Raw genomic sequence first — 22,009 nt, 5'->3', positions numbered from 1 at the left:
GCGACAAACGAGCACGAGCAGCACGGCGTCCGGGTCATGATCATCGACGACCACGAGATCGTCCGGCGCGGCATCGCCGAGATCGTCGAGCGCGCCGACGGGCTCACGGTCGTCGCCGAGGCGGGCTCCGTGGCCGAGGCGCTGCGCCGGGCCCCGCTCGTGCGCCCGGACGTCGCCCTCATCGACCTCCAGCTCCCCGACGGCACGGGGATCGACATCATCACCGCGCTCGCCGAGTCCCTGCCGAGCGCCCGGCCCATCGTCCTCACGTCCTTCGACGACGACGACGCGCTCGCCGCCGCGCTCCAGGCCGGCGCCCGCGCCTACCTCCTCAAGACGGTGCGCGGCGCGGAGATCGCCGACGTCATCAAGGCCGTCGCGGCCGGTCGCACGCTCCTCGACGAGCGCACCGTCATGCGCCGCCGCGCCGACCACGAGGACCCGACGGCTGACCTCACGCCGTCCGAGCGCAAGGTGCTCGAGCTCATCGGCGACGGCCTGTCGAACCGTGAGATCGGCGAGCGGCTCGGCGTGGCGGAGAAGACCGTCAAGAACCACATCACCGCCCTGCTGAGCAAGATGGGCCTCCAGCGCCGCACGCAGGTCGCGGCGTGGGTGGCCGGCCAGCGGGCGAGCGGCTGGCGCGGCTGAGCGCCGCCCTCAGGTGAGCGGCACCTGCCACGCGAGCAGCGAGCCCTGACCGCTCGTCGTCGTCCCGAGCGAGAACGTCCCGCGGTGGCGACGGGCGCGCACGGCGAGGTTGTCGAGGCCGGAGCGGCGCGTCGAACCGGGGTCGACGCCGGCGCCGTCGTCCTCCACCTCGATGGCGACGCGCCCCGCGGGGCCGGCTCCGTGGACGCTCACCCGGACCTGGACGGAGGAGGAACGCGCGTGGCGCGCCGCGTTGGCGAGCCCCTCCCGGACGACGGCGACGACGTCGTCCGCGATGTCGGCGTCCACCCGGTTGTCGACCGCGTCGACGAGGTGCTCCTCCTCCGCCTCGCTGCCGAGGTCCTGCCCGTCGACGTCGATGACGAGCGACGGGGCGAAGCCGAGGCCCGTCCGGGCGAGGGAGGTCTCGCGCCGCAGCCGCTCGACGAGGGAGACCGCCGTGTCCGGTTCGCGCAGGGAGTGCACGATGCTGCGGATCTGGCGCACGCTCTCGTCCACGCTCGTGAGGCCGTCCTCGAGCACCGTGCTGAGCCAGCCGAGGTCCCCGCCCGCCCCCACGACCTGGGCGCGTGCACTCTCGAGCTGCATGCCGGTCGCGAAGAGCTGCTGGATGGCGAGGTCGTGGAGGTCGCGGGAGATGCGCTGCCGCTCGTCGAGGAGGGAGGCGACGTCCTGGGCGTGCCGCGCGGAAGCGAGCTCGAGGGCGAGGGCCGCCTGCGCCGCGACGGCCTCGGCCATCGTGAGCTCGGTGCCGGTGAACTCGGGCTCGCCCTGGAGCCGGAGGAGGATGAGGACGCCGGCGCCCGTGCCCCTGGCGACCATCGGCGCGTAGAGCGCCGGCCCGTAACGCCCGAGCGCGGGCACGCGCATCGACCGGGCCCGGGAGAGGGAGTCGACGATCATGCCGGTCCCGTTCGCGAGGACGGTCATCGCGCGCCCCTCGGGCGGGAAGACCGCGCCGACGACGTCCTGCGCGCCGACGCCGTCGGCGATCTCGCACACCCACGTGCCACCGACTGACGGCAGGACGATGAGCGCGGCGTCGGCCCGGGCGACCTCGCGGACGCGCGCGGCGATCATCGCGAGCGCCTCCTCCTCCTCGGTGCCCTCGAGGAGCGTCGTCGTGATCTCCTGGCTCACCGCCACCCAGCGCTCGCGGTCCCGCGCCGCCGTGTAGAGGCGGGCGTTCTCCACGGCGATCGCCGCCGCGCCGGCGAGCTGCTCCATCGCCTCGGCGTCCGCCCGGGTGAACCCGCCCGGCTTGTCGGCGAGGTAGAGGCGGCCGTACACCTGCTCGTGGACCCGGACGGGGACGCCGAGGAAGGAGCGCATCCGCGGGTGGTGCTCGGGCCAGCCGCGGAAGCTCGGGTGCTCGGCGAGGTCGTCGAGGAGGAGGTAGTCGTCGGCGGGGATGGCCCCGAGCAGACCGTGCCCGCGGGGCGGCCGACCGAGGAGCCGAGCCGTCTCCGGGGTGACGCCGTGCTGGACGAAGGTCGACGTCTCGCCCCGGTTGTCGAGGACGCCGATGGCGGAGTACGTGGCGCCGGTGAGGCGGGCGGCGCTGAGGACGAACCCCTCGAGCACGGCCTCGAGCTCGAGGTTGGCCGTGAGGTCGAGGGCCGCGCCGAGGAGCGGCGAGGCCTCGGCGGCGACCGTCCCCCGCGGTGCCTCGGCGCGCGGGCTCCCCTCGGCGGACGGGGCGGGGCGGCTCATGGTGCGTCCTCCTGCTCGGGGTGCTGGGCGTGCCGGGACCCTCGCGCGTGCACGGCGGCCCGGTGCCAGCACGGTAGCCGCTGGGGCGGGTCGGCAGAACGGGGCGCGCGGCGCGTCGTGGGTCGGCGCGGGGGCACTGTGCGATACTGAGCGGGATCGAAGGGCGGTCCACACCCGTCCCCAGGTCCGACGACGAACAGGGTCGCGCTGGTCCGCATGTTGCCTCGCGCCGCCTCACCATCCGGGTGAGTGCGCTGCAGCAGAAGCATGCGCCGCGCTCGCACGGCCGGCTCCATGCCGGCGCACGAGGACCCCCCGCCGCCGCCGTCAGCCCCGCGGAACCGCGGGCGCCTGGCGAGACCCACGACTTCCGTCGTCGGCCATGGCTGATGACGACTGAACCGCCTGGCGGCGCCGGGGTGTGGCCGGCGCCGGTGGGCAGGGGAGCACCCCATGACCGAGCAGAACAACGACGCAACCACCGACGCCACCGCGACGGAGGCCCCCGCGGCGCCGGCGCGCCGCGCCAGCCGATCCCGCCGGGCCACGAGCCCGGCGGCCGCGCCCGAGGGCACCGGCACTGATGCGGCCACCACGCCCGCCCCCGCCGCGCCGACGACCGACGCCGCGGCACCCGAAGGAGCGGCCCCCGAGGCCGCCACCAAGCCGCGCCGCAAGCGGGCGACGAGCCCGCGGACGACCGCCGCGGCAGCCGCCGAGGCGCCCGCTGAGGCCGCGGCCGCGCCGGCCGAGGACGCACCCGCCCCCGCGCGGGCACCTCGCCGCCGCGCCACGGCGAAGACGACGGCGCCGACCGCCGACGCCGGGGCGGGCGAGACGGGCACGCCCGCGCCCGCCGCCGACGCTGCCACCACCGAGCCTGCCGCCCCGGAGGCGGCCCCGAAGGCCAAGCGCCGCAGCCCGCGCGCGAAGGTCGCCCCGGCCGAGGCTCCCGCGGGCCAGGCCTCCGAGGCGCCGGCGGGGGAGTCCGCCGAGGCCCCCGTGGCCGCCGACGACGCCGCGGCTGTCGAGGCACCTGCGCCGGCGAAGGCCAAGCGCCGCAGCCCGCGGACGAGCAAGGCCGCAGCGGCCGCTGCCGACGCGACCGAGCCGGCCCCGTCTGAGCCCGCGCCGGCCGAGCCCGCGCCTACCGAGGCGACTCCGGCCGAGGACGCCGCCGCACCGGCACCCAAGGCTGCCACCCGCGCCCGCAAGCCCCGCCGTGCGACGAGCACGACGACGCCCGCGAGCTCCGCCGGCACGGCCCCGGCCGAGGCGCCCGCCGCTATCGAGGTGCCGGCCACCGAGCCCGCGCCGGCCGCCGCCCCGACGGACGCCGAGCCGGCCCCGGCCGCCGCCGAGCCGGCCGCCCCGCGCGCCCGCGGGACCCGCAGGCGCGCCCAGTCGACCGGGACGACCGATTCCACGAGCACGAGCGCGCCCGCCCGCGACGCCGAGCAGACGCTCGACGTCCTCGCCGCGTTCGGCGTGACCTCCGACGCCGCCGCGCCCGCCGCGAGCTCTCCGGACGACACGGCCGACGACGCGCCGCGCAAGCCCGCCCGCAGCCGCCGGACCCGCGCCCCCAAGGCGGCGCAGGACGCACCCCGCACCGAGACGGCCGAGCCCGCGGCAGACCCCGCGACGGACGACACCACGGAGGACGCCGACGCCGCACCGCGGCTGGCGGCCACCGCGCTGCTCTTCCAGGCGCCGGACCCCACCGCGGCCCGCCCGCGCCGTCGCGCCCAGGCCAAGGCCGGACCGCCGGCCGACCCGGAGCCGGTCTCGCCGGAGGACCCGGACGAGGACGAGGAGACGACCGAGGACGACGCCGCACTCGCCGACGACGTCACCGGGGACGACTCCACCGACGAGGCGGCCGCGAGCGACTCTGACGACGACGACTCGGCGAGCGGTCAGCGCCGTCGTCGCCGCCGTGGCGGCCGCGGCCGTCGCAACCGCAGCGGGCAGCGCGAGGAGAGCGACGACACGGGCGAGGAGGCCGAGGCGCAGGACGAGGCCGCCCCGCGGGCGGAGCGTCGCGACCGCCGGTCGGACGCCGGCACCGCGCAGGCCGAGCCCGAGGGCGAGCGCGAGGGCGTTCCCGACACCGAGGACTCCGAGGACGACGGCGACGCCGCGAGCCGCCGCCGCCGCCGTCGGCGCAGCCGCACCGGCCGCTCCGGCGAGGGCGAGGCCGCGACGTCGACCCGCGAGGGCCGTGCCGCGCGCGACGAGGTGACGGCGCTCAAGGGCTCGACCCGCCTCGAGGCCAAGCGGCAGCGCCGCAGGGACGGGCGGGACGCCGGGCGTCGCCGCCCGACCATCACCGAGTCCGAGTTCCTCGCCCGCCGCGAGGCCGTCGACCGTGCCATGGTCGTGCGCGAGAAGGACGGGCGCATGCAGGTCGCGGTGCTCGAGGACGGCATCCTCGTCGAGCACTACGTCGCGCAGAAGACCCAGACGTCGATGGTCGGCAACGTCTACCTCGGCCGCGTGCAGAACGTCCTGCCGAGCATGGAGGCGGCGTTCGTCGACCTCGGCAAGGGCCGCAACGCCGTCCTCTACGCCGGCGAGGTCAACTGGGACGCGGCCGGGATGGAGGGGAGCCCCCGCCGGATCGAGCAGGCGCTGTCCTCCGGCGACCCGGTGCTCGTCCAGGTGACGAAGGACCCCATCGGTCACAAGGGCGCACGCCTCACGGCGCAGATCACGCTCGCCGGGCGCTACCTCGTCCTCGTGCCGAGCGGCGCCATGACGGGCATCTCGCGCAAGCTCCCCGAGAACGAGCGTGCCCGGCTCAAGAAGCTCCTCAAGGAGATCGTGCCCCAGGGCGCCGGCGTCATCGTGCGCACCGCGGCCGAGGGCGCCACCGAGGAGCAGCTGCGCGCCGACGTCGAGCGCCTCACGGCCCAGTGGGCCGACATCGAGGCGAAGCAGAAGTCCGCGAAGTCCGCCCCCGTCCTCCTCAAGGGCGAGCCCGAGCTCGCCGTCCGCGTCGTCCGTGACGTGTTCAACGAGGACTTCCGCTCGCTCACGGTCGCCGGCGACGAGGCGTGGGAGACGATCTCGACGTACGTCCGTTCGCTCGCGCCGGACCTCGCCGAGCGGATGAGCCACTGGACGAGCACGAAGGACGTCTTCGCCGAGTACCGGATCGACGAGCAGCTCGCCAAGGGCATGGACCGCAAGGTCTGGCTGCCCTCCGGCGGCTCGCTCGTCATCGACCGCACCGAGGCGATGACGGTCGTCGACGTCAACACCGGGAAGTTCACCGGATCGGGCGGGACGCTCGAGGAGACGGTGACGCGCAACAACCTCGAGGCCGCCGAGGAGATCGTCCGTCAGCTCCGGCTGCGCGACATCGGCGGCATCATCGTCATCGACTTCATCGACATGGTGCTCGAGTCCAACCGCGACCTCGTGCTGCGCCGCCTCGTCGAGTGCCTCGGCCGGGACCGCACCCGTCACCAGGTGGCCGAGGTGACGTCGCTCGGGCTGGTCCAGATGACCCGCAAGCGCGTGGGCCAGGGCCTCGTCGAGGCGTTCAGCGAGACGTGCGAGCACTGCAACGGTCGCGGGTTCATCGTCCACAGCGACCCGGTCGAGCGCAGCGCCGGCTCGGAGGAGCCCGCCGGACCGGCCGGGCGCCGCCGCGGCAAGCGCGACGAGAGCACGCCGCGCGCGGCCGAGGTCGAGCGCGTCGCACCGCAGGAGTCGCAGGACCCGGCGGCCATCGCCGCGCGGGAAGCCGTCAAGGCGACCCTCGCGACGATCGCCGCCGCGGCGGCTCACGCCCACGAGGAGACCGAGCACGCCCAGGACGGCGGGCGCCCGCAGGAGGCCGCGACGACCGGACAGGGCGGCGAGCCCGCATCGTCGGCGCCGGCCCCGGTCGAGCAGCCCGCGGCGTCAGCTCCGGCCCCGGCCGAGCAGCCGGCACCGGCGGCACCCGCCACGTCGGACCAGCCTGCGGCGCAGGCCGACCAGCCCGGGTCGCAGGCTGGCGAGCCGGTGGCAGCACCGCCGGCCGAGCAGGCCTCGCCCGCGGCAGCCCCGCGCAAGCGCGGGTCACGCCGGGCGTCGTCGTCGGGCCGCGTGACGGCCGGACCCTCGACCCCGGTCGTGGCCGAGCCCGTCACGACGGCGGCCGCCGCCACGTCCGTGGCAGCGGCCGCACCCGCGGCAGCCGTACCCGCGGCTGCAGCGCCGGAGCCGTCCTCCCCGAGCACGCCGGCCCCGGCCGAGGCGGCCGCGCCCGCCGAGCCCGCGGAGCAGGCCGCCCCGCGTCGCGGCCGCCGACCGCGCCGCGCCACGTCGGGCGGCCCGGCCACGGCCTGACCCGTGGGTGGGGGTGCCCCGAAGCCCGGTCGGCTCCGGGCCACACCTGTCTCTGCTGTCAGCCCGGCCCGCGCGCGGCCGGAGCGGCGATGAGCGACCGCGCGCGCCGGCACGCGGCGTCGACCTCGAGCAGGAAGCACGCCATGGCGTGGCGATCGACGTGCCGGTTCTCCTCGAGCCAGGCGACGAGGGCCTCGACCAGCCTCACCTGTGCGCGGGCCGCCGTCTGGGCCGGCAGCAGCCAGGCCGCGTCGACGAACCCCGGGAGCGCCGCCACGAGCGCCTCGGGCCCGGTCACGCGGGCGACCGCTGCCACCGGGTCGATCTGCCGCTCGGCCTCCACGAGCGCCAGCTCGTCCGTCGTGAGTACGCGCTCCGCCTCGGTGTCGAGGTAGACGTCGAGGTGCTGCTGGACCGCGCCCGCGTGCGCGCGCACGACCCGGTTGGCGCGGGCATCGACCGCGCTGAAGAACTCCGCCAGTACTCGCGCCGTCGACTCCGGCGCCCGTGAATCGTTCATGCACGGATGCTGCCAGCGCCCTCTGACATCGCCTCCGGCGCACGGTCCTCGACCGGGGGCCGGACCGGTGCCAGGCTGTCACCCATGAGCAACGCGCTGGAGAAGTACGTCCTGACCCCCGCCGAGGCGCATGCGCGCCCCGGCCTCGAGGACTGGCGGGTCCTGCGCAGCCACCTCCACGCGGCGTTCCGGACCGGCTCGATGACGCGCGGGCTCGAGCTCGTCGAGCGGGTCGTCGCCGCCGCGGAGGCGCTCGACCACCACCCCGACATCGACCTGCGCTACTTCCGGGTGCACCTCGTGCTGACGACGCACGCGACCCGCTCGCTCACCGAGGCCGACGTCGCCCTCGCCGCTCAGATCTCCGTCATCGCCGCGGAGATGGGGCTGCGCGCCGAGCCGGGGCTGGTCCAGCACGTCGAGATCGCCATCGACGCCCTCGACATCCCGTCCGTCCTGCCGTTCTGGAAGGCGGCGCTCGGGTACCGCGCGCAGCTCCCGCCGGGGGAGGAGGACGAGACGGACGCCGACCTCCAGGACCGCTCGGCGCGGGGCCCGTCGGTGTGGTTCCAGCAGATGGACGCACCCCGGCCGCAGCGCAACCGGATCCACCTCGACATCGATGTGCCGCACGACGAGGCGCGCTCGCGCGTCGACGCCGTACTGGCCGCCGGGGGCCGCCTCGTGACCGACGAGTACGCGCCGTCGTACTGGGTCCTCGCCGACGCCGAGGGCAACGAGGCGTGCATCTGCACGTGGCAGGGTCGGGGCTGAGGTCCCGGCCATCCTGAGGCCCCGGCCCGGCTGAGGCGCCCGCCGCCACCGTGCGGCCCCGCCGGGTGCCACGTACGGTCGGCAGATGCGCATCGTCATCGCCGGAGGCCACGGAAAGATCGCCCAGCACCTCGAGCGTCAGCTCGCGGCACGAGGGGACGAGGCGGTCGGGCTCATCCGCAACCCCGACCACGCCGCCGAGCTCGCCGACCTGGGCGCGACCTCCGCCGTCTTCGACCTCGAGCAGGGGACGGCGGCCGAGCTCGCCGAGATCGTCCGCGGGGCCGACGCCGTCGTCTTCGCCGCCGGCGCGGGTCCGGGCAGCGGCGCCGAGCGCAAGAAGACGGTCGACCGCGACGGCGCCCGGCTCCTCGCCGAGGCCGCCGAGCTCGCGGGCGTGCGCCGCTACGTCATGGTCTCCGCCATCAACGCCGACCGTGGCGGGGAGGGCATCGAGGACGAGGTCATGGCCGTCTACATGGACGCCAAGAAGGCCGCGGACGAGGACCTCATGGCCCGCGACCTCGACTGGACGATCGTGCGGCCCGGAGGGCTGACGGACGCACCGGGCACCGGGCAGGTGCACATGGCCGCCGGCACGGGCCGCGGCGAGATCCCCCGCGAGGACGTCGCGGCCGTCATCGTCGCCGCGCTCGACGACCCGTCGACGGCGCGCGGCGTCGCCGAGCTCATCTCCGGCGACACCCCCGTCGCCGAGGCGGTCGCCGCCCTGCGTCCCTGACGGCGGACGTACGCCACCCGGTGGTGGCGTACGATCCAGCGCGGTCGCGGGCGCCTGATGTGTCCGATGCCACACGGGCGTCGGGGCGCTGCCTGGCGGGAGTCATTTGCCCGGGGGGCCGCCTGTGCGTAAACTCGAGCGTCGGTGCGCCCGCGGGTGCGCCGTTCCCGTGCGCCTGGCGCGCCCCTGATGGACTCGAGTCCCGAGGGCCGCTGCGACAGGTTCCGTATCGACAGAGATGAGCAGCAACGTGGTTTACGCGATCGTCAAGGCCGGCGGCCGTCAGGAGAAGGTGTCCGTCGGCGACGTCGTCGTCATGGACCAGGTCCGCGGTGCGGTCGGCGACTCCGTCGAGCTCACCCCGCTCATGCTCGTTGACGGCGAGAATGTCACCACCGGTGCGGACGACCTCGCGAAGGTCACCGTCACCGCCGAGATCGTGCGCCCCGAGAAGGGCCCCAAGATCACGATCATGAAGTTCAAGAACAAGACCGGCTACCGCAAGCGCCAGGGCCACCGCCAGAAGCTCACGCGCCTCAAGGTCACCGGCATCTCCTGATCTCGCGGCCCGCCCGGGCCCGCTCCGCACACGTTCACTACCCAAAGACGAAAGCAGGTTCGAGATGGCACACAAGAAGGGCGCCAGCTCATCCCGGAACGGCCGCGACTCCAACGCCCAGCGCCTCGGCGTCAAGCGCTTCGGTGGTCAGGTCGTCAAGGCCGGCGAGATCATCGTCCGCCAGCGTGGCACGCACTTCCACCCGGGCGAGAACGTCGGGCGCGGCAAGGACGACACGCTCTTCGCGCTGTCGGCCGGGTCGGTCCTCTTCGGCACGCGCCGCGGCCGCAAGACGGTCAACATCGTCACCGCTGAGGTCTGAGCAGACCTTCGGCGAGCAGCGGGGGCGCCCGGCGGAGAGCCGGACGCCCCCGCTTCGTATGTCCAGGGCCCGATCCTCGGGTCATGATGGGAGCGGACCCGGTACGGGGCCGCGGGAGGAGGGACGTTCATGGCGAGCTTCGTGGATCGCGTGGTCCTGCACGCCTCCGGCGGTGACGGCGGCAACGGCGTCGCCTCGGTGCGCCGGGAGAAGTTCAAGCCGCTCGGCGGCCCCGACGGCGCCAACGGTGGCAAGGGCGGCGACGTCATCCTCGTCGTCGACCCGCAGACGACGACGCTGCTCAACTACCACCACTCCCCGCACCGCAGCGCGCAGTCCGGCACCCAGGGCGCGGGCGACATGCGGATGGGCAAGAACGGGACGGACCTCGTGCTGCCCGTGCCCGACGGCACCGTCGTCAAGACGCCCGACGGCGAGATCCTCGCCGACCTCGTCGGGGCCGGCACGCGCTACGTCGCCGCCGCCGGTGGGCGCGGTGGCCTCGGCAACGCCGCGCTCGCCTCGCCGCGCCGCAAGGCGCCGGGCTTCGCGCTCCTCGGCGAGCCGGGCGACGTCGTCGACCTCGTCCTCGAGCTCAAGACCGTCGCCGACGTCGCGCTCGTCGGGTTCCCCAGCGCCGGCAAGTCGAGCCTCATCGCGGCGATGTCCGCGGCGCGGCCCAAGATCGCCGACTACCCTTTCACCACCCTCGTGCCGAACCTCGGCGTCGTGCAGGCCGGGGAGGAGCGCTTCACCGTCGCCGACGTGCCCGGCCTCATCCCGGGCGCGAGCCAGGGCAAGGGCCTCGGCCTGGAGTTCCTCCGGCACATCGAGCGCTGCGCGCTCATCGTGCACGTCCTCGACTGCGCCACCCTCGAGCCCGGGCGCGACCCGCTGAGCGACCTCGACCTCCTCGAGGCCGAGCTCGCCCAGTACGCGGCCGACCTCGAGATCAGCGGCGGGCGGGTGCCGCTCATGGAGCGCCAGCGCGTCGTCGTCCTCAACAAGATCGACGTCCCCGAGGCGCGCGAGCTGGCCGACCTCGTCCGGGGCGACCTCGAGGCCCGCGGGATGCCCGTCTTCGAGATCTCCGCCGTCTCGCACGAGGGCCTGCGGCCCCTCTCGTTCGCGCTCGCCCGGCTCGTGCGCGAGGCGCGCGCCGCCGCCCCGGTCGAGGAGCCGACGCGCACCATCCTGCGCCCCCGCGCGGTCGACGACGCAGGCTTCACGGTCACGCAGCGTCAGCGGCACGACGGCGTCTACTTCCAGGTGCGGGGCGTCAAGCCCGAGCGCTGGGTGCGGCAGACCGACTTCACCAACGACGAGGCCGTCGGCTACCTCGCCGACCGCCTCGCCCGGCTCGGAGTCGAGGACGGGCTCTTCAAGGCCGGTGCCGTCGCGGGCGACGAGGTCGTCATCGGCCCGGAGGAGGGCGGGGTCATCTTCGACTGGGAGCCCACGATGAGCACGGGCGCCGAGCTCCTCGGTCCGCGCGGGGTGGACCTGCGGCTCGACGAGGACCACCGCCCCACCCGCACGGACAAGCGGCGCGAGTACCGCGAGCGGATGGACGCCAAGACCGAGGCGCGCGCCGAGCTGTGGACCGAGCGCGAGTCCGGCCACTGGGCGGACCCGGCCGACGTCGACGACGCGGGCGAGGCCGAGCCGCGCGACTGAGCGCCGCTCGCACTCCGGTCGTGGCACGCGGCCGCCGACCGGGGTACGGGAGGATGGGCACGTGAACCCACCGCTGCAGGGCCGGTCCCGCCTCGCCGACGCCGCGCGCGTCGTCGTCAAGATCGGCTCGTCCTCGCTCACCGGCCCCGACGGCCGGCTCGACCTCGACCGGCTCCGTGAGCTCGTCGAGGTCATCGCCGCCCGGCGGGCCCGTGGGCAGCAGGTCGTCCTCGTCTCCTCGGGCGCCATCGCCGCGGGCATCGCCCCGCTCGGGCTCGCCGGGCGCCCCCGCGACCTCGCGACGGCGCAGGCGACCGCCTCGGTGGGCCAGGGGCTGCTCGTCGCCCGCTACACCCAGGCCTTCGCCGATCACGACCAGCGGGTGGGCCAGGTGCTCCTCACCGCCGAGGACCTCATCCGCCGCCAGCACTACCGCAACGCGCAGCGCGCGCTCGAACGCCTCCTCACCCTCGGTGTCGTCCCCATCGTCAACGAGAACGACACCGTCGCCACCGACGAGATCCGGTTCGGGGACAACGACCGGCTCGCCGCGCTCGTCGCGCACCTCGTCCGCGCCGACGCGCTCGTCCTCCTCACCGACGTCGACGGGCTCTACGACGGCCCGCCCAGCCGGCCGGGCACCCGTCTCGTCCCCGAGGTGCGCAGCGCCGCCGACCTCGAGGACGTCATCGTCACCGGCCGAGGCACCGCCATCGGCACGGGCGGGATGGTCACCAAGCTCGACGCGGCCGCCATCGCCACGGGCGCCGGCGTGCCCGTCGTGCTGACGGCGGCCCCCAACGCCGGCCGGGCCCTCGCGGGGGAGCAGGTCGGCACGTGGTTCGCCGCCACCGGCCGCCGCAAGAGCACCCGGCGCCTCTGGCTCGCCCACGCGGCCCGCACGACCGGTCGCCTCACCCTCGACACGGGGGCGATGCACGCCATCACCGTGGGCAAGCGCTCGCTCCTCGCGGCCGGCGTCATCGGTGTCGACGGCGACTTCGAGCCCGGGGACCCCGTCGAGCTCGCCACCGCCGAGGGCACCGTGCTCGCGCGGGGCCTCGTCGCCTACAGCACCGCCGAGGTCACTGCGATGCTCGGCAAGACGACCGACGAGATGCGCGACGAGCTCGGCTGGTCCGCCCCCCGCGCCGTCGTCCACCGCGACGACCTCGTCATCGTCCGCCGCTACTGACCCGGCGCCGCCCCGGGACCGGGACATGCGGTGGCTGCTGGCGACCGATCCCCTGACCGGCCGCGCGCGAGGTCACACGACCGTGACGGCGACCCCCGCCGCGCGCATCCGCTCGAGGACCTCGGGCGCCGCCCCCTCGTCGGTGATGAGCGCGTCGATCGCCGTCGTCTCGCAGATCTTCGCGAATGCCGTCGTCCCCACCTTCGTGTGGTCGGCGACGACGACGACGCGCCGTGCGTTCGCGACAAGCGCGGCATTGATCGCGGCCTCGCCCTCGTGGTGCGCGAACGCCCCCGACTCGGGGTCGAACGCGTTGACGCCGAGGAAGAGGACCCCGATGGAGATCTCGTCGAGGATCCCCCGGGCGAGGGGACCGGTCAGCTCGTAGCTCATCGCCCGCACGACGCCGCCGGTGAGGACGACGCGCACGTGCTGGCGCACGGCGAGCTCGTTGGCGATGTTGACCGCGTTCGTCACGACGACCACCTGGGCGCTCACGTCGCCGGCGTGGAGGTCCTGGCGCATGACGAGCTCGCGGGCCACCTCCGTCGTCGTCGTCCCGCCGTTGAGGCCGACGACCTCGCCCGCGAGGACCATGTCCGCGGCCGCCTTGGCGATGCGGCGCTTCTCGTCGGCCTGGCGCGCCGTCTTGTAGCGCAGCGGCAGGTCGGAGGACGTCGGGCTCGTCGAGGCCCCGCCGCGGGTGCGGGTGATGAGCTGCTGCTGCGCGAGGTGGTCGAGGTCGCGCCGCGCCGTCGCAGCAGAGATGCCCAGCTCGCGCATGATGTCGCCGATGTGGACGTTGTCGCGCTCGACGACCAGCTGCAGCAGCGCGGTGAGGCGCTCGTGGCGGTTCATGTCAGGAACTTTCCTCTCCTAGGGCGCGGGGTGCGGCGCTGCCCCCCAGTGTGACGCCCACTCACGGTGTGCGATCCGTGAACGCTCGGGATCTGCGAGGAGAGTCCTGTGGCCGGAAGAACGGCGTCCACGACCCGTCCGCCCGTACCGAGCCGGGTACGCCGCCGCCTGACCGCAGGAGTGCTCAGGCGGTCGGGGGTACGGCGCACACCCCGTCGACGCACCACCCGGCGTCGTCGACGGCGCCGAGGGGCGCGAGCAGCGTGAGCGGCGTGAGTGATCCGGCCGGCGCGGGTACGGGCGCGGGCAGCGCCGCTACCAGCGCGACGTCGTCGTGCGCGCGGGAGGCGCCGCTCCCGGCGGTGGCCGCGCTCACGAGACCCCCGCCGTCGTGCGCTCGGCGCGCACCTGGGCGAGGGCGGCGGTGAACGTCTCGGCGCTCTGGGCGCCGGAGATGCCGTACCGGCCGTCGATGACGAAGAAGGGCACGCCCTGGATGCCGTACGCCCGCGCCTGGTCGATGTCCGCCTGGACGGCGCCCGTGTGCTCCCCGGACTCGAGGGCCCGGCGCACGTCGCCGGCGTCGAGGCCCACCTCGGCGGCCAGCCCGACGAGCTCGTCGACCCGGCCGACGTGACGGCCCTGCTCGAAATACGCGGCGAAGAGCCGCTCGACGAGCTCGAGCTGCTTGCCGTGCGCCTTGGCGTGGTGGAGGGCCTCGTGCGCCAGGAGCGTCTTCGTCTGCCGCACCGCTGCGAAGTCGTAGGTGAGGCCCACCGAGCCGGCGACCTCGGCGACGTGCCCGAGCATCTGCTCGACCTGCTGCGCCGGCAGCCCCTTGTGGGCGCTGAGGAAGTCGACAGCGCTGCCCTCGAAGTCGACGGGGGTGTCGGGGGAGAGCTCGAAGCTGTGATAGGTCACGACGACGTCGTCGGCGGCGCCGTCGGGGAGGGCCGCGAGCCCCTCCTCGAACTTCCGCTTGCCGATGTAGCACCACGGGCAGGCGATGTCGGACCAGATGTCAACGGTGATGGAGGGGCTCGTCATACCGGGGCAACGCCGCCGACCGCCCCGGGCATTCCGGCGCTCCTCAGGCGGTCTTCTTCTCCCGCGGCTTGGCGGGTGCGCGCTTCTTGGCGGCGGGCTTCGCGGGCTCCTTCGCGGTGTCCTTCTTCGCCGTCGTGCTGGCCTTGGACGCGGCGGCTTTCGACGCGGCGGGCTTGGACGCGCTCTTCGCGGCCGGCTTGCGTGCAGGGGCCTTCGACGTCCCGGACGCCTTCGTCGTCGTGCCCTCGTCGTCGGACGCCGGCTCCGCCTTGGCACCGCTGCGCTTCTTCTTCGACTGCTCGACAGAGCGGCGCAGCGCCTCCATGAGGTCGAGCACCTCGCCGCCCTCGTCGTCGTCCCGCGCACCGAACGTCTCCTCGGTGTCGAGCGCCTGCCCCTTCTCGAGCTTGGCCTCGATGAGCTTGGTCAGCTCCTCCTGGTAGTCGTCGGTGAACTCCGACGGGTCGAAGTCGGCGGAGAAGGAGTCGACGAGCGCCGAGCTCATCTCGAGCTCCTTCGCACCGAGGCGCACGTCCTGGTCGAGCTCGGGGAAGCTCGCCTCGCGCACCTCGTCGTCCCACAGGAGCGACTGCAGGACGAGGACGTCGCCCCGGACGCGCAGCGCACCGAGGCGCGTCTTCTGGCGCAGGGTGAACGTGACGACGGCGGTGCGGTCGGTCTCCTCGAGGGTCCGCCGCAGGAGCTGGTAGGACTTCGTCGACTTCGAGTCCGGGCCGACGAAGTAGCTCTTGTCCATCATGATCGGGTCGATCTGCTCGCTCGGGACGAACTCCATGACGTCGATCTCACGGTTCTTCTCCACCGGCAGGGACTCGAGGTCGGCGTCGGTGAGGACCACCGTCTGCTCGCCGTCGTCGTACGCCTTGTCGATGTCGTCCCACTGGACCACCTGGTCGCACACCTCGCACCGCCGCTGGTAGCGGATGCGCCCGCCGTCGGCGTTGTGCACCTGGTGCAGGCGCACGTCGTGGCTCTCCGTCGCGCTGTAGAGCTTGATCGGCACGTTGACAAGACCGAAGGTGATGGCACCGGTCCAGATGGCACGCATGGTGGCCCCTTTCCTTGATGATCAGTCAACCGGCGGTGCCGGTGCTCCGCCACCGGGCCGCGGCGGTGCGGACACCGGAAGCGTAGCGAAGGCACCGGTGCGTGCGGTGGGTGGTCGGCTGCCATGCTTGGCGCTGACGCGCGCGGGCAAGCCCCGCGCGAGACGGCCCCCACGAGAGGACGACAGGCCATGACCGCGCTCCGACGTCCAGCGGTGCTCGCCGCAGCGACGGCCCTTCTCCTCGCCGGGTGCGGGACGGGCGGCCAGGCACCGGCCGAGACCGAGGACGGGACGGTTACCAGCACCGCCACCGCCACGAGCGCCGAGACGTCTGCGGAGCCGACGGCGACGCCGGGCGCGGGCGAGGCTGCGGCGCTGCCGCCGGCGGTCGAGGACGCCCTCGGCGCGTTCGTCGACGCCGGCGCGGTGGCCGCCGTCGTCCACCTCAGCGACGGGGGCTCCGCGTGGGCGGGCGCCGCCGGCGTCGCGGACGTCGAGCGCGGCACGACGCCCGCCGTCGACGCGCCGGTACGGATCGCGAGCATCACCAAGGCGATGGTCGCGACCGTCGTCGTCCGGCTCGCCGAGCGGGGCGAGCTCGCCCTCGACGACCTCGTCGCCGACCACCTTCCCGGCGTCCTGCCGGAGGAGCAGCCGGTCACCGTGCGCCACCTCCTCGACCACACGAGCGGCATGCCCGGCAGCGACGCGCTCGCGTTCACGGACGTGGACGGGGCGCTCGCGGCGCTGGGCCGGGCCTGGACGGAGGAGGAGCTCGTGGCGAGCGCGCTCGCCAAGCCGTGGGGCGCGGCACCCGGCACGGCCTTCTCCTACGCGAACGAGAACTACGTCGTCCTCGGCATGCTCGTCGAGGAGCTGACGGGAGCGGGCCTCGCCGCCGTCCTCGAGGAGGAGGTCTTCGCACCGGCGGAGATGAGCGCAACGACGTACCCGGACGACGCGACGATGCCCGCGGACGCCCTGCGCGGCTACCTCTTCAGCGGGCCCGACCCGACCTCGGAGCTCGTCGAGGTCACGGAGCAGGAGCCGTCCGTGTGGAACGCGGGCGCGGCGGTGGTCTCGACCGCGCCGGACGTGACCCGCTTCTTCCGCGCGCTCTTCGACGGCACGCTCGTGTCCGCGGAGAGCCTCGCGCAGATGCAGGCGGTCGGCGTCGAGGGCTACGGCCTGGGCCTGCTCGCGGGCGGCGACGCGTGCGGCGTCCAGCCGCCCGAGCTCGTCCTCGGCCAGCGCGGGAACGGGGTCGGGTACCGCGCGATATCGCTCGCGTCCCCGGACGGGGAGCGCCAGGCGACCCTCGTGTGGACGGGCACGGCCCTCGACCCCGCGGCGGACCCGCTCGAGGGGCCGATGAACGACCTCCTCGTCACCGCGCTCGCGGCGACCTGCCCGTGACCGCGCCCGGCACCGGCCGGACCCGCCCGGGCGCGGGCGGCCGCAACGCGCACGCAGGCGCCCGCCTCGCGGTGGCCGCCATGTTCCTCACGAACGGGGCGATCTTCGCGAACCTCCTGCCGCGCTACCCCCTGATCAAGGACGAGCTCGACCTCAGCAACGCGGCGATCGGGACGGCGATCGCCGCGTTCCCGCTCGGTGCCCTCATCGCCGGGCTCGCGGCCGGGACGCTCATCCAGCGGTTCCGCTCCTCGCGGGTCGCGGTGGCGGGCACCCTCCTCACCGCCGTCGCCATCCTCGTCGCCGGCCTCGCGCCGTCGTGGGTCGCCCTGGCGGCGGCGATGTTCGTCGGTGGCGCGATGGACGCGATCGTCGACGTCGCCCAGAACGCGCACGGCCTGCGCGTCCAGCGCCTGTACGGGCGCTCGATCCTCAACTCCTTCCACGCCGCGTGGAGCGCCGGCGCGGTGCTCGGCGGGCTCATGGGCTCGGCGGCGGCCGGCGTGGACCTCGACCTCGGCGTCCACCTCGGCATCTCCGGGGTCGTGTTCTGCGTCGTCGCGCTCGCCGCCTACCGGTTCATGCTGCCCGGGCCGGAGAGCGCGGAGCGGGAGACGCCGTCGTCGGCGCCCGCCGGGCGAGCCGCGCCGGGCGTACCGGGACGTTCGCGCGGCATCCCCTCCCGCACCCTCGGGATCCTCCTCGCGCTCGGCGTCATCGGGGCCTGCGCCGCACTGGCCGAGGACGCCGGGTCCTCATGGGGAGCGATCTACCTCACGGGCACGCTCGGCGCGGCGGCCGGCGCGGCGGGCCTGGCCTTCGTCGCGCTCCAGGGCATGCAGTTCGTCGGGCGGATCCTCGGCGACCGGATGGTCGACCACTTCGGGCAGCGGACCATCGGGCGCGCGGGCGGGGCACTGACGGCGATCGGCATGGGCCTGGCGCTGGCGTTCCCGACGACGGCGACGACGATCGCCGGGTTCGGCCTCGCCGGGCTCGGCGTCGCGACCCTCATCCCGGCGGCCATGCACGCCGCCGACGAGATGCCGGGGCTGCGCCCGGGGGCGGGGCTCACCGTCGTGACCTGGCTCATGCGGGTCGGCTTCCTCGCGTCCCCGCCGCTCGTCGGTCTCGTCGCGGACGCGGTCGACCTGCGCACCGGCCTGCTCCTCGTCCCGCTGGGCGGGGTCGTCGTCGTCGTCCTCTCCCGGTTCCTCCCGCGCCGGCCGGCGGGCGTGCCCGCGGAGCTCCTCGGGCGCTGAGGGGGCACCGGGGGCCGCGACTCAGCCGTCGCGGGGGTCGGTCGCCGCGGCGGCGTCGAGCGCGGCGAGGGCGTGGCGGCGCTTCTCCTGCTCGACGGGGTCCGGCACGGGGACGGAGGCAAGCAGGCGCTGGGTGTAGGGGTGCCGCGGTGCCCCGAGGACCTGCGCGCCACCGCCCTCCTCGACGAGGCGGCCCTGGTACAGGACGGCGATCCGGTCGGCGAGCATCCCGACCACGGCAAGGTCGTGGCTGATGAAGAGGGTGGCGAACCCGAGCCGCTCCTGGAGCTCGGTGAAGACCTCGAGCACGCGGGCCTGGACGGAGACGTCGAGCGCCGAGGTCGGCTCGTCCGCGATGAGCAGGTCCGGGTCCAGCGCGAGCGCCCGCGCGAGGCTCGCCCGCTGGCGCTGGCCGCCGGAGAGCTCGTGCGGGTAGCGGGCCGCGTAGTGGGTGGGCAGGTGGACGGCGTCGAGGAGCTCGTCCACGCGTGTGCGCGCGCCGGTGGGGTCCTTGGCACGGCCGTGGATGACGAGCGGCTCGGCGATCGCGTCGCCGACCGTGAGGAGGGGGTTGAAGCTCGTCGCGGGGTCTTGGAAGACGAACCCGAGCCGCGCGCGCAGCGGTCGGAACCTCCGCTCGGAGTGGCCGACCATCTCGTGGCCGAGCACTTGCAGGGATCCGCCGGTCACGCGCGTCAGGCCCGCGATGGCGCGCCCGATGGTCGTCTTGCCAGAACCGGACTCCCCGACGAGCCCGAGGATCTCGCCCGGCGCGATGGACAGGCTCACCCGGTCGACGGCCCGGAAGCCGGGTCGGCCGAGCCGCCCCGGGTAGACGACCTCGATGTCGCGGGCCCGCACGACGGGGTCCCGGTCCGCGGTCGCGGCCGCGGCGGCGCGGGCCGGTCCGCGGTCCCTCGTGCGGACGCCGAGCCGAGGGACCGAGGCGAGGAGGCTACGGGTGTACTCGGCCTTCGGGGAGGCGAAGATCGTGCGCACGTCCCCCTCCTCGACGACGACGCCGTCGTGCATGACGGCGACGCGGTCCGCGAGGTCCGCGACGACGCCCATGTTGTGGGTGATGAGGATGATCGAGGCGCCGAGCTCGTCGCGCACGAGGCGCAGGAGGTCGAGGATCTCGGCCTGGACGGTGACGTCGAGGGCCGTCGTCGGCTCGTCGGCGACGATGACCTTGGGACCGAGGACGAGCGCCATCGCGATGACGATCCGCTGCTTCTGCCCGCCCGAGAACTGGTGGGGGTAGTGATCGACCCGCTCGGCGGGGTCGGGGATGCCGACCTTGCCCAGCACGTCGATAGCGCGGGCGCGGGCCTCCTTCCTCGAGACCTCGCCGTGGGCCCGGATCCCCTCGATGATCTGCCACCCGACGGTGAAGACCGGGTTGAGCGCCGTCGAGGGCTCTTGGAAGATCATCGCGACGTCGCGGCCGCGGGCCTGCCGCAGCTGGGAGGGTGAGAGCGTGACGACGTCGTTCCCGGCGAGGACGACCGCGCCGGAGACCAGGGCGTTGTCCGGGAGGAGCCCGAGGACGCTCTTCGCGGTGACCGTCTTCCCCGAGCCCGACTCGCCGACGATGGCGAGGACCTGGCGCGGCTCGGCTCGCAGGGAGACGCCCTCGACGGCGTGCACGGGCTCGCCGTCCGTGGCGAAGGTGATGCGCAGGTCACGGATGTCGACGACGGGGTCCATCAGGCACCTCCCTTCATGACCGGCGGCGTGCGCCGCGGGCGGCGCCGGACGCGCAGGCGCGGGTCGGACAGGTCGTTGAGGCTCTCCCCGACGAGCGTGACGCCCATGACGAGCAGGACGATCGCTGCGCCGGGGAAGATGCCCGTCCACCAGATGCCGCTCGCCGCGTCCGAGAGCGCCCGGTTGAGGTCGTAACCCCACTCGGCAGCGGCTGTCGGGTTGATGCCGAACCCGAGGAAGCCGAGCCCGGCGAGGGTGAGGATCGCCTCGGAGGCGTTGAGCGTGACGATGAGCGGCAGGGAGCGCGTGGCGTTGCGCAGGACGTGGCGGGAGAGGATCCGCGGGGTCGAGGCACCGAGGACGCGCGCGGACTCGACGAAGGGCTCGGCCTTGAGGCGCACCGTCTCCGCCCGGACCACGCGGAAGTACTGCGGGACGAAGACGACGGTGATGGAGATGGCGGCGGCCACGATCCCGCCGAGAAAGCTCGACTGGCCGCCGGAGATGAGGATCGAGACGACGATCGCCAGGAGGAGGGACGGGAACGCGTAGATCGCGTCGGCGATCGTCACGAGCACGCGGTCCAGCCAGCCACCGAGGTAGCCGGAGACGAGGCCGAGAACGATCCCGAGGAAGATCGAGGCGACGACGGCGAGGACAACCGTGAGCAGGGCGGTCTGCGTGCCCCAGACGACGCGGGAGAAGACGTCGTACCCGCCGACGGTCGTGCCCCACCAGAACTCGCCGGACGGCGCCGACTGGCGCGGGAAGCTGCCGTCGGGGCCGGAGAGCTGGCTCGCGCCGTACGGGGCGATGAGCGGCGCGAGGGCGGCGGTGAGGACGAAGAGGGCGCACAGCGCCAGGCCGGCGACGAGCATGCCGCGCTGGAGGCCGACGCTGCGGCGCAGCTGCCACACGAGGGGCAGAGACTTCCACCGCGGCTCGCCCCGGACGACCTGGTCCGCCGTCTCGGCGGGGGTGGTGGCCACGGTCAGTACCTCACTCTCGGGTCGATGAGGGCGGCGACGACGTCGACGACGAAGTTCGTGACGGCGACGATGACGGCGAGCAGCGCGACGATGCCCTGGACCGCGACGAAGTCGCGCGCGCCGAGGTACTGCGCGAGCTGGAAGCCGAGGCCGCGCCACTCGAAGGTGGTCTCGGTGAGGATCGCGCCGCCGAGCATGAGGGCGATCTGCATGCCCATGACGGTGAGGATCGGGATGAGCGCCGGCTTGTACGCGTGCTTGCGCAGCAGGCGGCCCTCGCTGACCCCGCGCGAGCGGGCGGCGTCGACGTAGTCCATCGACAGGGTCCCGATGAGGTTGGTGCGCACGAGGCGCAGGAAGACCCCGGCGGTGAGGAGCCCGAGGGCCACCGAGGGCAGGACCGCGTGGGAGAGGACGTCGGAGATGAGGTCCCACCGCCCGGTGCGCAGCGCGTCGACGATGTTGATGCCGGTGGACCCGCTGATCCGGCCGAGGATGAGCTGCGTCTGCGGGTCTGCGCGCCCCCCGAGCGGGAACCAGCCCAGGCCCACGGAGAAGACGAGCTTGAGGAGGAGACCGGCGAAGAAGACCGGCGTCGCGTAGCAGAGGATCGCGAAGATGCGCAGGGCGGCGTCGGGGAGGCGGTCGCGCCGGTACGCCGCGATACGCCCGAGCGGGATCCCGACGACGAGTGCGACGGCGAGCGCGAAGAGGACGAGCTCGAGGGTGGCGCTGCCGTAGGTGAGGAGGACCTCGCTGATCTCCCGGTTGTCCGTGAGGGTGCGCCCGAAGTCCCCCGTGAAGATCTGGCCGAGGTACTCCACGTACTGCACGAGGACGGGCCGGTCGTAGCCGGCCTCCGCCAGCCGCTCGGCGAGCTGGGCCTGCGTGAGGCGCCCGCCCACCGAGGCGGTGATGGGGTCGCCGACCACCCGCATGAGGAAGAAGACGAGGGTGACGAGGATGAAGACGGTCGGGATGATGAGCAGGAACCGCACGAGGACGTAGCGGCCCAGGCCCGCCCCGCCGGCCTTCTCGGCCGCGCTCTCGACGGTGCGCTCGTCGGCGATCGTCACGTAGGTCTCCTCTCACGCGCGAACGCCGATGCCGCCGCGGGTGGCGGCACCGGCGTTCGCGGGT

At 74.5% G+C, this 22,009-nt stretch carries 19 protein-coding genes; 10 read left to right on the top strand and 9 right to left on the bottom strand.

The features are described 5' to 3' along the window. The first annotated feature begins 36 nt into the window (after positions 1 to 36). The gene (locus V2J63_RS09770) at positions 37 to 651 is read left to right on the top strand and encodes a response regulator transcription factor (protein ID WP_331230915.1); all 615 of its coding nucleotides are present in this window, start codon (positions 37 to 39) and stop codon (positions 649 to 651) included. 9 nt (positions 652 to 660) lie between these two features. Here the strand turns inward: V2J63_RS09770 and V2J63_RS09765 are convergent, their stop codons facing one another. Next, a complete protein-coding gene (locus V2J63_RS09765; RefSeq protein WP_331230849.1) occupies positions 661 to 2,385 on the bottom strand; it encodes a GAF domain-containing sensor histidine kinase in 1,725 nt (574 codons plus the stop codon). Between the two features lie 453 nt (positions 2,386 to 2,838). Here V2J63_RS09765 and V2J63_RS09760 point away from each other — a divergent pair, with 453 nt between their 5' ends. After that, positions 2,839 to 6,729: an Rne/Rng family ribonuclease gene (locus V2J63_RS09760; RefSeq protein ID WP_331230848.1), complete on the top strand. Its 3,891-nt coding sequence runs from the start codon at positions 2,839 to 2,841 to the stop codon at positions 6,727 to 6,729. A 58-nt stretch (positions 6,730 to 6,787) separates the two neighbouring features. Here the strand turns inward: V2J63_RS09760 and V2J63_RS09755 are convergent, their stop codons facing one another. Beyond that, positions 6,788 to 7,249, bottom strand: coding sequence for a hypothetical protein (locus tag V2J63_RS09755; RefSeq protein ID WP_331230847.1), 462 nt, complete (start codon positions 7,247 to 7,249; stop codon positions 6,788 to 6,790). Positions 7,250 to 7,333: 84 nt separating this feature from the next. Between V2J63_RS09755 and V2J63_RS09750 the strand changes: the two genes are divergently transcribed. From V2J63_RS09750 to proB, 6 genes are all read left to right on the top strand, one after another. Further along, positions 7,334 to 8,023, top strand: coding sequence for a 4a-hydroxytetrahydrobiopterin dehydratase (locus tag V2J63_RS09750; protein ID WP_331230846.1), 690 nt, complete (start codon positions 7,334 to 7,336; stop codon positions 8,021 to 8,023). 85 nt (positions 8,024 to 8,108) lie between these two features. Continuing rightward, positions 8,109 to 8,765: an SDR family oxidoreductase gene (locus V2J63_RS09745; RefSeq protein ID WP_331230845.1), complete on the top strand. Its 657-nt coding sequence runs from the start codon at positions 8,109 to 8,111 to the stop codon at positions 8,763 to 8,765. 238 nt (positions 8,766 to 9,003) lie between these two features. Next, positions 9,004 to 9,324: a 50S ribosomal protein L21 gene (rplU, locus tag V2J63_RS09740; RefSeq protein WP_331230844.1), complete on the top strand. Its 321-nt coding sequence runs from the start codon at positions 9,004 to 9,006 to the stop codon at positions 9,322 to 9,324. Positions 9,325 to 9,388: 64 nt separating this feature from the next. Then, positions 9,389 to 9,646, top strand: coding sequence for a 50S ribosomal protein L27 (gene rpmA / locus V2J63_RS09735; protein ID WP_331230843.1), 258 nt, complete (start codon positions 9,389 to 9,391; stop codon positions 9,644 to 9,646). Between the two features lie 129 nt (positions 9,647 to 9,775). After that, positions 9,776 to 11,323, top strand: coding sequence for a GTPase ObgE (gene obgE / locus V2J63_RS09730; RefSeq protein ID WP_331230842.1), 1,548 nt, complete (start codon positions 9,776 to 9,778; stop codon positions 11,321 to 11,323). Positions 11,324 to 11,384: 61 nt separating this feature from the next. Continuing rightward, positions 11,385 to 12,518: a glutamate 5-kinase gene (gene proB, locus V2J63_RS09725; RefSeq protein ID WP_331230841.1), complete on the top strand. Its 1,134-nt coding sequence runs from the start codon at positions 11,385 to 11,387 to the stop codon at positions 12,516 to 12,518. A 72-nt stretch (positions 12,519 to 12,590) separates the two neighbouring features. Here the strand turns inward: proB and V2J63_RS09720 are convergent, their stop codons facing one another. The 4 genes from V2J63_RS09720 to ku form a co-directional block, all read right to left on the bottom strand. Continuing rightward, positions 12,591 to 13,376, bottom strand: coding sequence for a DeoR/GlpR family DNA-binding transcription regulator (locus V2J63_RS09720; RefSeq protein WP_331230840.1), 786 nt, complete (start codon positions 13,374 to 13,376; stop codon positions 12,591 to 12,593). Between the two features lie 184 nt (positions 13,377 to 13,560). Next, the gene (locus V2J63_RS09715; RefSeq protein ID WP_331230839.1) at positions 13,561 to 13,752 is read right to left on the bottom strand and encodes a hypothetical protein; all 192 of its coding nucleotides are present in this window, start codon (positions 13,750 to 13,752) and stop codon (positions 13,561 to 13,563) included. Then, positions 13,749 to 14,423 (bottom strand): DsbA family oxidoreductase, encoded by a 675-nt coding sequence (locus V2J63_RS09710; protein WP_331230838.1) that lies wholly within the window; start codon positions 14,421 to 14,423, stop codon positions 13,749 to 13,751. Before V2J63_RS09710 ends, V2J63_RS09715 begins: the two co-directional genes overlap by 4 nt. 43 nt (positions 14,424 to 14,466) lie before the next feature. Next, a complete protein-coding gene (gene ku / locus V2J63_RS09705) occupies positions 14,467 to 15,492 on the bottom strand; it encodes a non-homologous end joining protein Ku (RefSeq protein WP_331230837.1) in 1,026 nt (341 codons plus the stop codon). A gap of 189 nt (positions 15,493 to 15,681) precedes the next feature. On the opposite strand from ku, the gene V2J63_RS09700 reads away from it, so the two are divergent. Next, positions 15,682 to 16,908 carry a serine hydrolase domain-containing protein gene (locus V2J63_RS09700; protein ID WP_331230836.1) on the top strand — a complete coding sequence of 409 codons (1,227 nt, stop codon included), beginning with the start codon at positions 15,682 to 15,684 and terminating at the stop codon, positions 16,906 to 16,908. Between the two features lie 80 nt (positions 16,909 to 16,988). Beyond that, positions 16,989 to 18,170, top strand: coding sequence for an MFS transporter (locus tag V2J63_RS09695; protein ID WP_331230835.1), 1,182 nt, complete (start codon positions 16,989 to 16,991; stop codon positions 18,168 to 18,170). Between the two features lie 21 nt (positions 18,171 to 18,191). Here the strand turns inward: V2J63_RS09695 and V2J63_RS09690 are convergent, their stop codons facing one another. The 3 genes from V2J63_RS09690 to V2J63_RS09680 are packed head-to-tail and all read right to left on the bottom strand — an operon-like array spanning position 18,192 to position 21,945. Continuing rightward, on the bottom strand, positions 18,192 to 19,880 hold the full coding sequence (locus tag V2J63_RS09690) for an ABC transporter ATP-binding protein (protein WP_331230834.1): 1,689 nt from the start codon (positions 19,878 to 19,880) through the stop codon (positions 18,192 to 18,194). After that, positions 19,880 to 20,875, bottom strand: a complete 996-nt coding sequence (locus V2J63_RS09685; protein WP_434056311.1) for an ABC transporter permease — start codon at positions 20,873 to 20,875, stop codon at positions 19,880 to 19,882. The genes V2J63_RS09690 and V2J63_RS09685 overlap by 1 nt, the downstream gene beginning before the upstream one ends. Continuing rightward, on the bottom strand, positions 20,872 to 21,945 hold the full coding sequence (locus V2J63_RS09680) for an ABC transporter permease (protein ID WP_331230832.1): 1,074 nt from the start codon (positions 21,943 to 21,945) through the stop codon (positions 20,872 to 20,874). The genes V2J63_RS09685 and V2J63_RS09680 overlap by 4 nt, the downstream gene beginning before the upstream one ends. Positions 21,946 to 22,009: the final 64 nt, after the last annotated feature.

It is taken from the genome of Georgenia wangjunii (assembly GCF_036421975.1).
In the GTDB taxonomy this organism is placed as follows: Bacteria; Actinomycetota; Actinomycetes; order Actinomycetales; family Actinomycetaceae; genus Georgenia_A; species Georgenia_A wangjunii.
This window is presented reverse-complemented; position numbering and strand designations above follow the sequence as displayed.

Excerpts from the sequence above, each read along its gene's own strand:
- V2J63_RS09770 (WP_331230915.1), top strand. The coding sequence starts at position 37 with ATGATCATCGACGACCACGAGATCGTCCGGCGCGGCATCGCCGAGATC.
- V2J63_RS09765 (WP_331230849.1), bottom strand. The coding sequence starts at position 2,385 with ATGAGCCGCCCCGCCCCGTCCGCCGAGGGGAGCCCGCGCGCCGAGGCA.
- V2J63_RS09760 (WP_331230848.1), top strand. The coding sequence starts at position 2,839 with ATGACCGAGCAGAACAACGACGCAACCACCGACGCCACCGCGACGGAG.
- V2J63_RS09755 (WP_331230847.1), bottom strand. The coding sequence starts at position 7,249 with ATGAACGATTCACGGGCGCCGGAGTCGACGGCGCGAGTACTGGCGGAG.
- V2J63_RS09750 (WP_331230846.1), top strand. The coding sequence starts at position 7,334 with ATGAGCAACGCGCTGGAGAAGTACGTCCTGACCCCCGCCGAGGCGCAT.
- V2J63_RS09745 (WP_331230845.1), top strand. The coding sequence starts at position 8,109 with ATGCGCATCGTCATCGCCGGAGGCCACGGAAAGATCGCCCAGCACCTC.
- rplU (WP_331230844.1), top strand. The coding sequence starts at position 9,004 with ATGAGCAGCAACGTGGTTTACGCGATCGTCAAGGCCGGCGGCCGTCAG.
- rpmA (WP_331230843.1), top strand. The coding sequence starts at position 9,389 with ATGGCACACAAGAAGGGCGCCAGCTCATCCCGGAACGGCCGCGACTCC.
- obgE (WP_331230842.1), top strand. The coding sequence starts at position 9,776 with ATGGCGAGCTTCGTGGATCGCGTGGTCCTGCACGCCTCCGGCGGTGAC.
- V2J63_RS09720 (WP_331230840.1), bottom strand. The coding sequence starts at position 13,376 with ATGAACCGCCACGAGCGCCTCACCGCGCTGCTGCAGCTGGTCGTCGAG.
- V2J63_RS09710 (WP_331230838.1), bottom strand. The coding sequence starts at position 14,423 with ATGACGAGCCCCTCCATCACCGTTGACATCTGGTCCGACATCGCCTGC.
- ku (WP_331230837.1), bottom strand. The coding sequence starts at position 15,492 with ATGCGTGCCATCTGGACCGGTGCCATCACCTTCGGTCTTGTCAACGTG.
- V2J63_RS09700 (WP_331230836.1), top strand. The coding sequence starts at position 15,682 with ATGACCGCGCTCCGACGTCCAGCGGTGCTCGCCGCAGCGACGGCCCTT.
- V2J63_RS09695 (WP_331230835.1), top strand. The coding sequence starts at position 16,989 with ATGTTCCTCACGAACGGGGCGATCTTCGCGAACCTCCTGCCGCGCTAC.
- V2J63_RS09690 (WP_331230834.1), bottom strand. The coding sequence starts at position 19,880 with ATGGACCCCGTCGTCGACATCCGTGACCTGCGCATCACCTTCGCCACG.